This is a genomic window from Candidatus Competibacter phosphatis, from assembly GCF_012939995.1.
GTDB lineage: Bacteria > Pseudomonadota > Gammaproteobacteria > Competibacterales > Competibacteraceae > Competibacter > Competibacter phosphatis.
The window spans coordinates 52,882-68,048 of sequence record NZ_SPMZ01000023.1; the positions used below are offsets into that span (position 1 = coordinate 52,882).

The window sequence follows — 15,167 nt, forward strand, 5'->3', positions numbered from 1 at the left end:
CCTACTTCTCCGCCGTGCGTTGTAGCTGTTCCTTCAGATAAACACCGGCTCGGATCGGGTCCAGCGCCACTTGTTCGCCCGGCTCCAACCCGGCCAGGATTTCGACCACGTCGCCCTCGGTCCGGCCAGGCCGAACCTGTCGCAGGGTGACGCGACCGTCCTTGACCACATAGACACCGCTGACTTCGCCGCGCTGCGCCAATGCCTGCTTCGGCACGGTCAATCGGCTGTCCTCGCCGACTCGGAAAGCAACCTTGACGAACATGCCCGGATAGAGGCCTTCGGTCTTGGGCGGCAAGTAGACCCGTACCTTGAACACGTTACTCTGCGGATCGGCATAGGGGAAAAAGATCAATTTTGCGGCGGCGATGCTGTTTTTGTTGTCCGGCGGCAGCAAGACTCGCGCCTGGCTATGTTTGCGCACTGGCACGATCAAGCGTTGGGGAATGTCGGTTACCACCCGCAGTTCGTCGAGCGAGAAGCCGGTTAACAGCGCCTTGCCAGGTTGGACGGCTTCGCCCCGCTGCACATGGCGCTCCAGGACGATGCCGCTGTAGGGGGCGTTGATGGTGGTGTAGCCCAGCGATTCCTTTGCCTGGGCGACGCCGGCCTGAGCGGCGTCGAGCCGGGCCTTGGCGGCATTGAATCCGGCGGTGGCGGAGTCCATCTGCGCCCTGGATACCAGTTGCCTTTGGTAGATGTCCTTGATCCGTTTGTACTCGGCCTCGGCCTCGATATGGCGGGCCTGGGCTTCGCGCAAGCTGGCCTGGGCTTGCTCCAGGCCGGCGCGCTGCTCGATGTTGCGGATACGGACGATCGGGGTACCCGCTGGGACGAAATCGTTGACATCCACCATGATGTCTTCGACCTGACCGGCGGTTTGGGCGGAGACGGTGCTTTGGTTGACCGCCTCAACCACGCCGTCGAGCACTTGTTCGTCGGGTAGGGTTTGCCGTTGGACCTCGGCGACCGGAAACGGCGGTTCGGCGGCGAGAAGCGCCGGCGCAGCGGTCAACAGGCAACAGAGCAGCAGCGGACGTGTCGGTATGGGCATGGAATTCTCCCTTTGACCTGAGCGGGTATAAGGTCTTTATATATTAGCAATATCTAATATTTCAAGGCGAAAAACAAATGAATCGGAAAAATCCATGAATCGATGTCGCCGAGCGGTTTATTCCACCAGCAGCGCCGGGACCAGCAGCGCGACGGTTTCAGCCAATTCGCAGGCAGCCCCAAGAGTGTCGCCGGTGGTGCCGCCCAGTCGGTTCAGCAACCAGTGGCGCATGCCGAAAAAACCGGCGGCCAGCACACCGAGCAGTACGCCACCCTGCCAGTCGAGCAGTACGACCGTGGCGAGGGCAACCAGCAAAACCAGCGTGGCGCAGCTTAGTCGCGGCAGATAGTCGGCGTAGGCCGCGCCCAGTCCTTCAGGCCGCACATAGGGCGTGGTGGCCAGGAGTAGCACGATGACGGAACGGCCCAGCACCGGCGCCAGCAACAGCACGGTGCGGGCATCTCCGGCCAGCAGCACTTGCAGGGCGGCAAACTTGGTCAGCAGCACCAGTACGATGATGACCACCGCCATCGGGCCGCTGCGTGGGTCTTTCATGATGGCCAGAGTCCGGTCGCGATCGCCGTGACCCCCGATCCAGGCATCGGCGGTGTCGGCTAGCCCATCCAGGTGCAAGCCACCGGTCAGCAGGACCCAAACCGCTAGCACCAGGGCCGCCAGCACACCGGGGTCGATTAGCCAGAGCATGGTGTGCAATCCGGCCAGCAGCGTGCCGATGAGCAGCCCCACCACCGGGAAGAATAGCACCGACAACCCCAGTTCCTCGGGGCGCGGCGGGGTGGCGGGCGACGGGACCGGCAAGCGGGTCAGCAATTGCAGGGCCAGGGCGAAGGCGCGGAGGATCATGCCACCCGGCCATTGTGAAACACCAGACGGGGTTCGGCCTCCGGGTCGTGAAACCAGTGTACCCGGCTGAGCGCCGCGAAAGGCACTTCGAAGCGCCACAGGCGCCGCAAAGGCATGTCCAGAATCCGGCGCAGCACCATGCGGATGGTGCCGCCGTGGGCGACCAGCAACACATGTTGGCCACGGTGGCGTTCCAGCAGCGTCGCCCAGGCTTGGCCGACCCGTCGGTCGAAGTCAGCGACGGGCTCGCTTTCGGGGATCGGGTGGGCGATGGGGTCACGCCAGAATTGCGCCAGCGCCAGCGGGTCGCTGGCGTGGACTTCGGCGACGCCGCAGCCTTCCCAGACACCGAAGCGGATCTCGCTGAATCCCTGAACGATCTCCAGAGGGCGATCCAACTGCTGGGCCAGCTCGCGGGCGAAGGCGGCGCAGCGGATCAGCGGCGAGCTGACGATCGTTTGCCAGCCGCGAAAGTCCCCGACCGCCGCGCGCATCTGTTGCCATCCCAGCGGGCTGAGTGGATCGTCCAGCGCGCCGCGAAATTTTTTGCCGCCCGCCGGTTCACCGTGCCTTAGCAGATCGACGGTGGTGAAGTCGTTCATGATTGCGAGACTCCGGCTTCGGCGAAGGTGGCCATGCGGGCGTGCAGGGCGGCGGCGGCGCGTAGGATCGGCATCGCCACCGCCGCGCCGCTGCCTTCACCCAGGCGCATGTCCAGATCGAGCAACGGTTGTGCGTCCAGCGCGTCCAGCAGTCGGCGATGGCCGGGTTCGGCGGAACGGTGAGCATGGAACAGCCAGGCCGCCAGATCCGGCTGGTGCCGGGTCGCGACCAGCGCGGCGGTAGTGGCGATGAAGCCGTCCACCAGCGCTGGAACCCCGAGTTGGGCGCAGCGCAGGTAGGCGCCCGCCAACGCGGCGATTTCGAAACCGCCCAGCCGTTGCAGGGCCACAAGCGGCCGGTCGGCGCGGTGCCGGGCCAGTCCTCGTTCGATGGTCAGCGCCTTGCGGGCGACGCCGGCGGCGTCCAGGCCGGTGCCGGGGCCGGCCAGTTGCGCGGCCGGCAGACCGAGCAGGGAGCAGGCGACGGCGGCGGCACTGGTGGTATTGCCAATGCCCATCTCGCCGCCGATGAACAGCCGTGCCCCGCCGATCGAGGCGCGCTCGGCGGCTTCGCGGCCCGCCGTCAGCGCGTCGTGCAACTGTTCGACACTCATGGCGGGTTCGTGAACGAAATTGGCGGTACCGGCGGCGATTCGGGCATCCAGCACGCCCGGCAGATCGCCCAGCGCCTGCACGGTGCCGACGTTGACCACTTCCAGCCGGGCGTTCCATTCCTGGGCCAGCACGCTGATCGCGGCGCCGCCACGAGCAAAGTTACGCACCATTTCGGCGGTGACGACCTGCGGAAAGGCCGATACGCCTTCGGCGACGATGCCGTGGTCGGCGGCGAACACGCTGATCCAGACCTGATCCAGCCGCGGCTGTTGGGTGCCTTGCATCGCGGCCAGGGTCGCGCCGAGCCGTTCCAGTCGACCCAGCGAGCCGGGCGGCTTGGTCAGTTGCGCCTGCCGCTCGTGGGCGGCCGCCAGCGTGGCGGTGTCGGGGCCGGGAATCGGGTCGTCAAACCAGGGATGGCTCATGCGGGACAGTCCTTGAGGGTAAGAGGCAGGCCGGCCACCACGAGGGTGACGCGGCCACAGAGGCGGGCGACCGCCTGATGCAATCGGCCGGCTTCGTCGCGGAAGCGGCGGGCCAAGGGGTTGATGGGGACGATGCCCTGGCCGACTTCGTTGCTGACCAGCAGTACCTGTCCAGGCAGACTGGGCAGCGTGTTCAACAGGGCGCGCGTTTCGGCGTCCAGGCGGTCGTCGCCGGCGGCCAGCAGGTTGCTGAGCCACAGCGTCAGGCAGTCCACCAGCAGGCAGCGATCCGGGGCGGCGTGGGTTTGCAGGGCGGAGGCGAGGGCCAGCGGTTCTTCCACCAGTCCCCAGTCGGCGGGGCGGTCGGCGCGATGGTGGGCGATGCGCTCGTTCATCTCCGCGTCGCCAGCTTGGGCAGTGGCGAGGTAGATGACATGCAGGCCAGCGGCGGCGGCTTGGCGTTGGGCGAAGGCGCTTTTACCGGAGCGGGCGCCGCCGAGGATGAGCTGTTTCATGTCGGGCGTGGTTTATGATTTTTCCGCGAGCACCCATGGTGGGTGGCGTGGCCTCATTATCGTTGATTTCGGCGAATTACCAAATCGGATGACGCGGATGGTGACTGGTTCGCCGCGCGGAATTTCCGCCGCGGCGTGGATGCGGGGCCATGGCGGTGATGATGGGAGCCCAATGTAAGGTGTGTTTGCAATTGGCATGGATAGTGCTCAAGACCTCGGCGTCGGGTTTGAAGCACATCAAGGTCGCTGATGAAAAAAAATCGAAGTCATGCTGATCGACGCTCATTCAGGGCGGTCGGCGATTTTGGAGCAGGCGCTGAGCGACGCCGGCTACCGGATTGCCATCCGCATCGTCAGTACTGACCGGTTGCTACAGCAAGTGCGGGATATCAAACCCGATGTCATTCTGATCGATATCGACCTTCCCGATCGCGATACCCTGGAACAGTTGCGCGATGTCGGGCGGAACCAGCCCAAACCCATCGTGATGTTCGCTGAACGCAGCGACCCCGAAACCACCGCCGCTGCCTTACGGGCGGGGGTTAGCGCCTACGTGGTTGACGATCTGAACCCTCGTCGCCTCAAACCCATCATGGATGTCGCCATCGCCCGGTTCCGTGAGTATCAGGCGCTGCGTCGGGAGCTGGAAGAAACCCGTAACCAACTTGCGGACCGAAAAATCGTCGAAAAAGCAAAGGGCTTGCTGATGAAGCAGCGCAATCTGAGCGAACAAGAAGCGTACCAGTCCTTGCGCAAGCTGGCGATGGATCGCAATCAGCGCGTGGGAGAAGTAGCGCGTACCGTGGTTTCCTTACTGGAGATGTTGAGTTGAGTCGATGGTCTCTACTCAATGTGGTGCAGGCTGACGATGCTACGCGCCATGATAGGGCAAAATTTACCGGCACGAGTAGTGCGATATACTTTGTTTTTTTCATAAAAATGATTGATGTTAAGTGCTTAAGATAAGTTGGCACGTATAATGCCTTAAAAATATCGGCAACTTTCCCCAATGGTGGGGCAAGTTACGCGGCTAACGGCGGTCGCGCATCGGACAAAGGCGTCCACACCTCAGTATTTCATACGAGGCGTGGGCGCTTTTTTTTATTGGCTACAAAATGGGTGCACGACATGAAAAACACCAATGCGACGAATAATCCGGTCCAGACTCCTGATCTGTCTCGGCGTAAATTCCTCAAAACCGGTGGGCTCGCGTTTGGCGGCGCCACCTTGCTGAGCGGGACGCCACCTTGGTTGCGGACGGGCGCTTGGGCCGGCGAAGGCGGTGGTTTGGAGAAAACCAAACTCACTCTAGGATTTATCCCTCTTACCGACTGCGCGCCGTTGGTGGTGGCGGCGGAGAAGGGTTATTTCAAGAAATACGGCTTGGACGTGGCGCTGTCCAAGGAAGCGTCCTGGGCCAATATCCGCGACAAGGTCGCCATCGGCGAACTGGATGGCGCGCACATGTTGGCGGGCATGCCCATTGCGGCCAGTCTTGGCGTCGGCGCCTTGCCCAAGGCCACGATCACCGCGTTTTCCATGGATCTCAACGGTAACGCCATCACCGTTTCCAACGACTTGTACGAACGGATGGTGAAAGCCGATCCCGAGGCGATGAAGGAGCGTCCTCTCAGCGCCCGTGCCCTAAAAAAAGGTCATCGATGCCGACAAAGCCGCCGGTAAGGAACCGATGACCTTCGCCATGGTGTTTCCCGTTTCCACCCACAATTACGAAATCCGCTACTGGATGGGTTCGGCCGGCATCGACCCGGATCAGGATGTACGCCTGATCGTCATCCCGCCACCGCAGATGGTCGCCAATCTCAAGGCCGGCAACATTGTTGGTTACTGCGTGGGCGAACCGTGGAACGAGCGCGCGGTGGAAGCCGGCATCGGTCGCACCCTGATCACCAATTACGAGATCTGGAACAACAATCCGGAAAAGGTGTTCGGCGTCAATTTGGAATGGCACGAGAAAAACCCACGCACCCATCAGGCCTTGATCATGGCCTTGCTGGAAGCGACCCAGTGGATGGATCAGCCGAAAAATCGCATGGAGGTGGTGAGCTTGATCGCGCAGAAGTCCTACGTCAACGCACCGGACGAGGTGGTGAAGATGTCGATGACCGGCACCTTCAAATATGCCAAGGACGAAGAACCGCGTCCGCTACCGGATTTCAACGTGTTTTACCGCTATGCCGCCAATTTCCCCTGGCTATCGCACGCCGCCTGGTTCATCAGTCAGATGTACCGCTGGGGCCAACTGGAGCAGCCGGCCAATATCCTGCAAACCGCCGGTTCCATTTATCGCCCCGATCTGTACCGACAAGCGGCCAAGGCGCTAGGCGTGCCGTATCCCACCATCGATGTGAAAAAGGAAGGTATCAACGCGAAACCCTGGACGCTCAAGGAAGCCACCAGTCCGATTGCCATGGGTCCGGATCGCTTCTTCGACGGTGGGGTGTTCGATCCCGCGAAGTCAGGCGAGTACGTCACCGGTTTTGCCGTAAAAAATCTGAAGGTGACGCCCGAAGCATTGCTGAAAGCCAACTCCTGAATAGGGGAGGAAACGAACATGAGTAAAGTTATTGCTTTAAGCACTGCGACCCGCATGGAACCTCAACGACTGGAAACACCCGCGCCAATGATCGTACCCAACGAGCAAGTCGATGTGACTGCCGCCAATCGCGAACGACAACCGCCGGTCCCAAAGATGGAAACGGCTATCGCTCCAGTGTCGCGCACCCGGACCCGCGTCGCGGCGGTTCTGCGCGCCATCTTGTTACCCGCCCTTACCTTCCTTGTGGTGCTGGCGATCTGGAGCTTCGTCAACGCTAAGATCACCAGCGATATTCCCACGCCCGCCGAAGCCTGGACCCGAGCGGTGGAGGTGCTCGGTAATCCGTTCTACGACGCCGGGCCGAACGACATGGGCATCGGTTGGCAGGTGTTGTATTCGCTGGGGCGGGTGATGGCCGGCTTCGCCTTGGCGGTTGTGGTGGGTATTCCGGTGGGCTTCCTGATGGGTGCCAGCCGCGCCGTGCACCAAGCCTGCTATCCGCTGGTGCAGATCCTGCGGCCGGTCAGCCCGCTGGCCTGGTTGCCCATCGGTCTGCTGATCTTTCAGGCCAAGGACCCGTCGGCGATCTTCGTGATCTTCATCACCAGCATCTGGCCGGTGATTGTCAACACCGCCGCCGGCGTGCAGGCGATTCCCCAGGATTATCTCAATGTGGCGCGGGTGTTGCAGCTCGGCAAACTGGAAGTGACCCGCCGTATCCTGATTCCCGCCACTCTGCCGCATATCCTGACCGGCATGCGGTTGTCGCTGAGCGTGGCCTGGATGGTGATCGTGGCGGCGGAAATGCTGACCGGTGGCATCGGTATCGGTTTTTATGTCTGGGACGAGTGGAACAACCTCAACGTTGCTTCCATCATCGTTGCCATCGGCGTCATCGGCTTGGTCGGCATCTTGTTGGAAAGCGTGATGAATCTGGCGCAACGCCACTTTGACTACAACCGTCGTTAATCGGGAGATCGCCATGAGCTACCTGAATATTTCCAATGTGGACGTGGTGTTTCCCATCGTCAACGGTACGTACATCGCCTTGCGTGAGGTCTCTCTCGAAGTCGAAAAAGGCGAATTCATCACCATCATCGGCCATTCCGGTTGTGGCAAGTCCACGGTGCTGAATGTGGTCGCCGGTTTGTTGCAAGCCACCCGTGGCGGCGTGCTGCTGGAGAATCGGGAAGTGAACAGCCCTGGTCCGGATCGCGCCGTGGTGTTCCAGAACCATTCGCTGTTGCCGTGGCTGACGGTCTACGAGAACGTGCGCATCGCGGTGGACAAAGTGTTCGGCAAGAGCAAGACCAAGGCCGAGCGTCACGACTGGACCGTGCATAACTTGAAGCTGGTGCATATGGAGCATGCGCTGGATAAGCTGCCTGGCGCGATTTCCGGGGGCATGAAGCAGCGGGTCGGAATCGCCCGCGCCTTGGCGATGCAGCCGAAAGTGTTGTTGATGGATGAGCCGTTCGGTGCGCTCGATGCCCTGACCCGTGCCCATTTGCAGGAATCGGTGATGGAGATTCAGGCCACGCTCAATAACACCGTGTTGATGATTACCCACGATGTCGATGAAGCGGTGCTGTTGTCCGATCGCATTGTGATGATGACCAACGGTCCGGCGGCAACGGTGGGCGAAATTCTGCAGGTGGATTTGCCCCGTCCGCGTAACCGCTTGGAATTGGCCGACGACTCGGCCTACAACCACTATCGCGCCGAAGTTCTGCGTTTCCTTTACGAACGGCAGCGTCGGCCAGACGCAGCGTGAATGGGACCGTGAAGGAGAATGCAACGATGAAAGAACGTCTGGTTTTGGTAGGCAACGGTATGGCCGGGATGCGCACGGTGGAGGAATTACTGGCGATCGCCCCGGACAAATTCGACATCACCGTGTTTGGCAGCGAGCCCCACGGTAACTACAACCGCATCATGCTGTCGCCGGTATTGGCGGGCGAAAAGACCGTCGATCAGATCATGATCAACGATTTGTCCTGGTACGCGGAGAAGGGTATCCGCTTGCATGCCGGTCATGCCGTCGTCGACATTCACCGTGCCCGGCGCGAAGTCCGTGCCGCCGACGGTACGGTCGCATCCTATGATCGATTGTTGCTGGCGACCGGATCCAATCCCTTCATCCTGCCGATTCCGGGCAACGATCTGCCGGGCGTCATCGGGTTCCGCGACATCAAGGATGTGGAAACCATGCTGGCGGCGGCGCGCACCGGCAAGAATGCGGTGGTGATCGGCGGCGGCCTGCTCGGTCTGGAAGCCGCCAACGGACTGATGAAGCAAGGGATGCAAGTCACCGTCGTCCATGTGCTCGATACCTTGATGGAACGGCAACTCGATCCGGTCGCGGCCGACATGCTACGCGCGAACCTGGAAGAGCGGGGACTGCGCTTCCTGATGGGCGCGCAAACCGCCGCCCTGCTCGGCGAGGAGCGGGTGCGCGCCGTGCGCTTCAAGGATGGCCTGGAAATTCCCACCGATCTGGTGGTGATGGCGGTCGGTATCCGACCCAACTTCGAGTTGGCCAAGCAGATAGGAATCTATTGCGAGCGTGGTATCGTCGTCAACGACACCATGCAGACTTACGATCCGAGGGTGTATGCGGTCGGCGAGTGCGTGCAGCATCGCGGCCAGTGCTACGGTTTGGTCGCGCCGCTGTGGGAGCAGGCCAAGGTCTGCGCCAACCATCTGGCGCGTTACGGCATCGGCCGCTATCAGGGATCGGTGACCAGCACCAAGCTCAAGGTCACCGGCATCGACCTGTTCTCCGCCGGTAGTTTCAACGGTGGGCCGGGCTGCGAGGAGATCGTGTTGCGCGACCCGGCGCGCGGCGTCTACAAGAAGCTGGTGGTCAAGGAAAACCGCGTGCAGGGCGCGGTGCTGTACGGCGATACTGTCGATGGCTCCTGGTATTTCCAGTTGCTGCGCGAAGGCACCGACATCGGCGCTTTCCGCGAAACCGTGCTATTCGGTCACGCCCACATGGCCGATTCGGGCCGGGACGGCTTCAGCGTGATGACGATGGCCGACGACGCCGAGATTTGCGGGTGCAACGGCGTGTGCAAGGGCGCGATCACCAAGGCGATCGCCGAAAAGAAGCTGTTTACCCTCGACGAAGTGCGCGCGCACACCAAGGCATCGGCTTCCTGCGGTTCCTGCACCGGTTTGGTCGAACAGCTTCTCGCCGCCACCGTCGGCACCATCGGCAAGACTCCGGCCGAAAAACCGATGTGCAAGTGCACCGAGCATTCGCACGACATGGTGCGCGCCGCGATCCGCGAACAACATCTGACCTCGCTGGCGCAGATCTTCGAGGCCCTCAACTGGAAAAACCCGGACGGCTGTCACTCCTGTCGTCCAGCATTGAACTTTTACCTGATCTCGACGTGGCCCAGCGAGGCGAAAGACGACCAGCAGTCGCGCTTCATCAACGAGCGCGTGCACGCCAACATTCAAAAGGACGGCACTTACTCGGTCGTCCCGCGCATGTGGGGCGGCCTGACCAATCCGCAGGAATTGCGCGCCATCGCCGATGTGGCCGACAAGTTCCAGATCCCCACGGTGAAAGTGACCGGCGGCCAGCGCATCGACCTGCTGGGCGTGAAAAAAGAGGATTTGCCGAAAGTTTGGGCTGACCTCAACGCCGCCGGCATGGTGTCCGGCCACGCCTACGGCAAGAGCCTGCGCACCGTGAAAACCTGTGTCGGTACCGACTGGTGCCGGTTCGGCACGCAGGATTCGACCGGCCTCGGCGTCAAGCTGGAGAAGATGACCTGGGGATCGTGGACGCCGCACAAATTCAAAATGGCGGTTTCCGGTTGTCCGCGCAACTGCGCCGAAGCCACTATCAAGGATTTCGGCGTGGTCTGCGTGGATTCCGGTTATGAAATTCATGTGGGCGGCAATGGCGGCATCAAGATTCGCGGCACCGATTTGCTGTGCAAACTGGCGACGGAGGCGGAAGTGAAGGAGTACTGCTGCGCGTTCATGCAGCTTTACCGCGAGGAAGGCCGCTATTTGGAACGCACCGCGCCGTGGATCGAGCGGGTCGGTCTCAGCTATGTGAAGTCGCGCATCGTCGAGGACGAGGAAAATCGCAAGGCGCTCTGTGCCCGTTTTCTCGAATCGCAACAATATGCCCAGATCGATCCCTGGGCGGAACGCGCCGGCGGACGCGTGGACGCCCACGAGTTCCAGCCTTTGCAACGAGTGGGTTGAGGAGTGGAGACCATCATCATGTACGACTGGCACGAAATTGGCGCGCTCGACGACATTCCCCGCCTGGGTTCGCGCGTGGTGCAAACTCCGCACGGCGACGTGGCGGTTTTTCGCACCGCCGACGATCAGGTATTCGCCTTGCGCGACCGCTGTCCGCACAAGGGCGGACCGCTGTCGCAGGGCATCGTTCACGGTCATCGCATCACCTGTCCGCTGCACAACTGGGTGCTGGAGTTGGAAAGCGGTCAGGCGGTCGCGCCGGACGTGGGTTGCGCCACGCATTATCCGGTGCGGCTGGAAAACGGTCGGCTTTGGCTGGGCTTGAACAATGTGGTCAGCTTGCCGACCACAGCCCCCCGCAATCGCTTGAAGGGGAGGGTGAGGCGATGAGCGGCGCTGGCGAAATGGTGCGCACCACTTGTCCCTATTGCGGGGTCGGTTGCGGCGTAAAGGTCACGACCGACGCCGACGGTAGCACGCGGGTGGCGGGCGACGAGACGCATCCGGCCAATTATGGACGGCTCTGCTCGAAAGGTACGGCGCTGGGCGAAACGCTGAGTCTGGACGATCGCCTGCTGTATCCGGAGATCGCCGGGCAACGGGTGTCGTGGGATGAGGCGATAACCGCGATTGCTAATGGCTTTTGTCGGGCATTGCTGGGACACGGTCCCGACGCGGTGGCGTTTTACGTCTCCGGGCAATTGCTGACCGAGGATTACTATGTCGCCAACAAGCTGATGAAGGGTTGCTTCGGTGGCGCCAACATCGATACCAACTCGCGGCTGTGCATGTCGTCCTCGGTCGCCGGCCACAAACGGGCATTCGGCTCGGACACTGTGCCCGGTTGTTACGAGGATCTGGAGGAAGCCGACGTGGTGGTGCTGGTCGGTTCCAATCTGGCCTGGTGCCATCCGGTGTTGTATCAGCGCATCCTCGCCGCGCGGGAACGCCGCACGGGCAAGCCGCAGCTAGTGGTGATCGATCCGCGTCGCACCACCACCTGCGATGTCGCCGAGACGCATCTGCCGCTCAAACCCGGTTCGGATACGGCCCTGTTCAACGGCTTGCTGGTCCATCTCTACCAGCAAAACCGCTTGGACCCCGAGTTTTTGGACGAGCATGTCGCGGGTTTCTGGTCAGCCTATCGAACCGCAAAGGAAGTCGCGCCCAATGTGCCCGCCGTCGCGGCTCGCACCGGTTTGCCCGAAAGCGCCGTTGCCGAGTTTTATGGGCTGTGGGGTCGTACCCGCAAGGTAGTGACGGTGTATTCGCAGGGCGTCAATCAATCCGCCCACGGCAGCGATAAGGTCAACGCGATCATCAATTGCCATCTGGCGACCGGGCGCATCGGGCAGCCAGGTATGGGACCGTTTTCGGTCACCGGTCAGCCCAATGCGATGGGTGGGCGTGAGGTGGGCGGTTTGGCGAACCAACTGGCGGCGCACATGGATTTCGCGCCAGAGGATGTCGAACGCGTGCAGCGGTTTTGGCAAGCCCCCGCCATCGCCCAAGGTCCCGGATTGAAAGCCGTCGATCTATTTAAAGCGGTCGCTGACGGGAAGATCAAAGCCTTATGGATCATGGGCACCAATCCGGTGGTCAGCATGCCCGACGCCGACCGGGTTCGAGAGGCCTTGCGGCGCTGTCCGTTGGTAGTGGTGTCCGATGCCGTGGCCGATACCGATACCATGCGTTTGGCGCGTATCAAACTGCCGGCACTGACCTGGGGCGAAAAGGAGGGTACGGTCACCAACTCCGAACGACGGATTTCCCGCCAGCGGATCTTTTTGCCGCCGCCCGGCGAAGCGAAACCCGATTGGTGGGCCATGACCCAAGTGGCTCGACGCTTGGGATTCGAGGCGTGGTTTCCTTTCGAGTCGGCTGCGGCTGTTTTCCGCGAACATGCGGCTTTGTCCGGGTTTGAGAACGAGAACGCTCGCCGCGATTTCGATATTTCCGCGCTCGCCGACCTTTCGGATACCGATTACGATGCCTTGCAACCTGTGCAATGGCCCTTGCCACATGGGGTCACGGTAGGTACGGCGCGATTGTTCGGCGCGGGTGGATTCTTCACCGCCGATGGCAGGGCGCGCTGCGTCGCCATCGGCGAGCGGGCGCCCGCCCATGCGGTCGATGACAGCTTTCCGCTGGTGCTCAACAGCGGGCGGATTCGCGATCAATGGCACACCATGACCCGCACCGGCAAGACCGCGCGGCTGACCGGCCATATTCCCGAACCCTATGTCGAGATTCATCCAGTGGACGCGCTGGCCTGCGGCGTCAGCGAGAATGGGCTGGCGCGGGTACATAGCCGTTGGGGCGAAATGATCGTGCGGGTGCGCACCAACTCGGAGCAGCAACCGGGCAGCGTGTTCGTGCCGATGCATTGGGGTACGCCGCTGGCGCCGCGCGGGCGGGTCAACGCGGCGGTCAATCCGGTGGTCGATCCGCTGTCCGGTCAACCGGAATCGAAGCATACCCCGGTGCGGGTACAGGCGTACCGTCCCCGCTGGCACGGGTTTTTGCTATCTCGCGCGGCCATCGATCCGCCGGCGGTCGAATATCGGGTCAGTGTCCGCGACCGGGAGTGCTGGCGCTACGAATTGGCGGGAGAAGAGTCGGTCGAGGATTGGCCGAGCCGGGCACGCGGTTTACTCGGCGATGAACCCGCTTGGGAATGGCTGGAGTTTGCCGATCTCGGTACCGGCCGCTACCGGGGGGCGGTGCTGGTGGACGGGCGGCTGCATGCTTGTCTGTTTGTCGCGCCCGGCCCCGAATTGCCGCTGCGGGGCTGGCTGGCTGGATTGTTCGCCGCTTCGGAATTGGACTCCACCGAACGCGCCAGTGTGCTGGCCGGACGACCTGGACAGGGCCAGCGCGACAATGGCCGTATCGTCTGCGCCTGTTTCGGGGTGGGCCTGAACACCCTGACCGCCGCCATCCGCGACCAGCGCTTGATCACGCCCGAGGCGATCGGCGCGGCGCTGCAAGCGGGTACCAACTGCGGTTCTTGTGTGCCGGAGCTACGACAACTGATTGCGCAAGGCTAGAATCGATGCTCCCGAAACCACCGAGGAGCGATCGCCCCGATGTCTCGTGTCCAGACTGGCCTGGAAGTACTGATCAGCGACTATCCCGAAAAAGTTCGCGGCGCCCGGATCGGGGTGGTGTGCCATCCCGCCAGCGTCGATGCCGAGCTGCGCCACGCACTCGATCTGTTGCAGGTGGCCGGCGCCCGGATCGTTGCCATCTTCGGCCCGGAGCACGGTGCCCGGGGCGAGGCGCAGGATATGGAAGATGTCGAGGATATCTCCCTCGATCCCCGACTTGGGGTTCCCGTCCATAGTCTGTACGGCGCGACTTTCGAGAGTCTGACGCCCCGTCCCGAACACCTCGCGGGGCTTGATGCCCTGGTCATCGACTTGCAGGACGTGGGTGCGCGCTATTACACCTTCGTGTGGACCATGGCCTTGTGCATGGAAGCGGCCGGCAAGGTGGGGGTGCGGGTGCTGGTGTGCGACCGCCCCAATCCGCTCGACGGTTTGACCACCGAGGGCAATCTGATCAAGCCGGGCTTCGAGTCCTTCGTCGGCCTGCATCCCGTCCCCAACCGCCACGGGTTGACGCCCGGTGAGGTCGCCCGCTTTGTCCAACGTCGGCGCGGCGTCGAATGCGAGTTGGATATCGTGTCCATGCGAGGTTGGCGGCGCGAGATGTATTTCGAGGATACCGGCTTGCCTTGGGTGTATCCCTCGCCCAACATGCCCACGGTCGATACCGCGCTGGTCTATCCCGGCATGTGCTTGGTGGAAGCGACCGAACTGTCGGAGGGGCGGGGGACGTGCCGGCCGTTCGAAGTGGCCGGGGCGCCCGGCATCGACCCGGAAGCGCTCGCCGCCGACCTGTCCCGCCAGAATCTTCCCGGTTGCCGGTTTCGTCCGCTCTATTTCCGGCCCAAGTTTCAGAAGCACGCTGGCGGCACTTGTGGCGGCGTGCAGATTCATATTACCGACCGCCGACAGTTCGACTCATATGCGGCGGGCGTTGCCTTTCTGCAAAGTGTCAAGCGCGTCGCTCCGGATGCGTTCGCTTGGCGCGCGAAACCCTATGAATTCGTCGCCGACATTCCCGCCATCGATCTGCTGGCGGGGGATGACAAGCTGCGTCTGGCGCTGGATTCCGGCGCTGATCCGGCCGAGCTTGCTAGCCAGTGGGCGCAAGAGCGGGCAGCGTTCGAGACGGTGCGGCGGGAGATGTTGCTTTACTGAGCGAAAATTAAGGTTATTCTTAACCCTTATT

At 62.3% G+C, this 15,167-nt stretch carries 12 protein-coding genes and 1 pseudogene; 8 read left to right on the top strand and 5 right to left on the bottom strand.

Annotated features, from left to right (window positions below; genetic code table 11):
- Position 1: 1 nt before the first annotated feature.
- From E4P82_RS08770 to cobU, 5 genes are all read right to left on the bottom strand, one after another.
- Positions 2-1,054 (bottom strand): efflux RND transporter periplasmic adaptor subunit, encoded by a 1,053-nt coding sequence (locus tag E4P82_RS08770; RefSeq protein WP_169248526.1) that lies wholly within the window; start codon positions 1,052-1,054, stop codon positions 2-4.
- Between the two features lie 117 nt (positions 1,055-1,171).
- Positions 1,172-1,918, bottom strand: a complete 747-nt coding sequence (locus tag E4P82_RS08775) for an adenosylcobinamide-GDP ribazoletransferase (RefSeq protein ID WP_169248527.1) — start codon at positions 1,916-1,918, stop codon at positions 1,172-1,174.
- Complete coding sequence (locus E4P82_RS08780; RefSeq protein ID WP_169248528.1) at positions 1,915-2,520, bottom strand: histidine phosphatase family protein; 606 nt, start codon at positions 2,518-2,520, stop codon at positions 1,915-1,917. Before E4P82_RS08780 ends, E4P82_RS08775 begins: the two co-directional genes overlap by 4 nt.
- Positions 2,517-3,560, bottom strand: a complete 1,044-nt coding sequence (gene cobT, locus E4P82_RS08785; RefSeq protein WP_169248529.1) for a nicotinate-nucleotide--dimethylbenzimidazole phosphoribosyltransferase — start codon at positions 3,558-3,560, stop codon at positions 2,517-2,519. The genes E4P82_RS08780 and cobT overlap by 4 nt, the downstream gene beginning before the upstream one ends.
- Positions 3,557-4,075 carry a bifunctional adenosylcobinamide kinase/adenosylcobinamide-phosphate guanylyltransferase gene (gene cobU, locus E4P82_RS08790; protein WP_169248530.1) on the bottom strand — a complete coding sequence of 173 codons (519 nt, stop codon included), beginning with the start codon at positions 4,073-4,075 and terminating at the stop codon, positions 3,557-3,559. The genes cobT and cobU overlap by 4 nt, the downstream gene beginning before the upstream one ends.
- A 268-nt stretch (positions 4,076-4,343) precedes the next feature.
- Here cobU and E4P82_RS08795 point away from each other — a divergent pair, with 268 nt between their 5' ends.
- The 8 genes and pseudogenes from E4P82_RS08795 to E4P82_RS08830 all read left to right on the top strand — a co-directional run bounded on the left by E4P82_RS08795 (position 4,344) and on the right by E4P82_RS08830 (position 15,136).
- Positions 4,344-4,907: an ANTAR domain-containing response regulator gene (locus E4P82_RS08795; protein ID WP_169248531.1), complete on the top strand. Its 564-nt coding sequence runs from the start codon at positions 4,344-4,346 to the stop codon at positions 4,905-4,907.
- Between the two features lie 296 nt (positions 4,908-5,203).
- Positions 5,204-6,632 (top strand): annotated as a pseudogene (locus tag E4P82_RS08800) (CmpA/NrtA family ABC transporter substrate-binding protein).
- 156 nt (positions 6,633-6,788) lie between these two features.
- Positions 6,789-7,604, top strand: a complete 816-nt coding sequence (gene ntrB, locus E4P82_RS08805) for a nitrate ABC transporter permease (protein WP_246327461.1) — start codon at positions 6,789-6,791, stop codon at positions 7,602-7,604.
- Positions 7,605-7,617: 13 nt separating this feature from the next.
- On the top strand, positions 7,618-8,409 hold the full coding sequence (locus E4P82_RS08810) for an ABC transporter ATP-binding protein (RefSeq protein ID WP_169248532.1): 792 nt from the start codon (positions 7,618-7,620) through the stop codon (positions 8,407-8,409).
- Positions 8,410-8,435: 26 nt separating this feature from the next.
- Positions 8,436-10,868, top strand: coding sequence for a nitrite reductase large subunit NirB (nirB, locus tag E4P82_RS08815; RefSeq protein WP_169248533.1), 2,433 nt, complete (start codon positions 8,436-8,438; stop codon positions 10,866-10,868).
- Between the two features lie 18 nt (positions 10,869-10,886).
- The gene (gene nirD, locus E4P82_RS08820; RefSeq protein ID WP_169248534.1) at positions 10,887-11,258 is read left to right on the top strand and encodes a nitrite reductase small subunit NirD; all 372 of its coding nucleotides are present in this window, start codon (positions 10,887-10,889) and stop codon (positions 11,256-11,258) included.
- Positions 11,255-13,918, top strand: a complete 2,664-nt coding sequence (locus E4P82_RS08825; protein WP_169248535.1) for a nitrate reductase — start codon at positions 11,255-11,257, stop codon at positions 13,916-13,918. The genes nirD and E4P82_RS08825 overlap by 4 nt, the downstream gene beginning before the upstream one ends.
- A 39-nt stretch (positions 13,919-13,957) precedes the next feature.
- Positions 13,958-15,136, top strand: a complete 1,179-nt coding sequence (locus E4P82_RS08830) for an exo-beta-N-acetylmuramidase NamZ family protein (protein WP_169248536.1) — start codon at positions 13,958-13,960, stop codon at positions 15,134-15,136.
- Positions 15,137-15,167 lie beyond the last annotated feature (31 nt).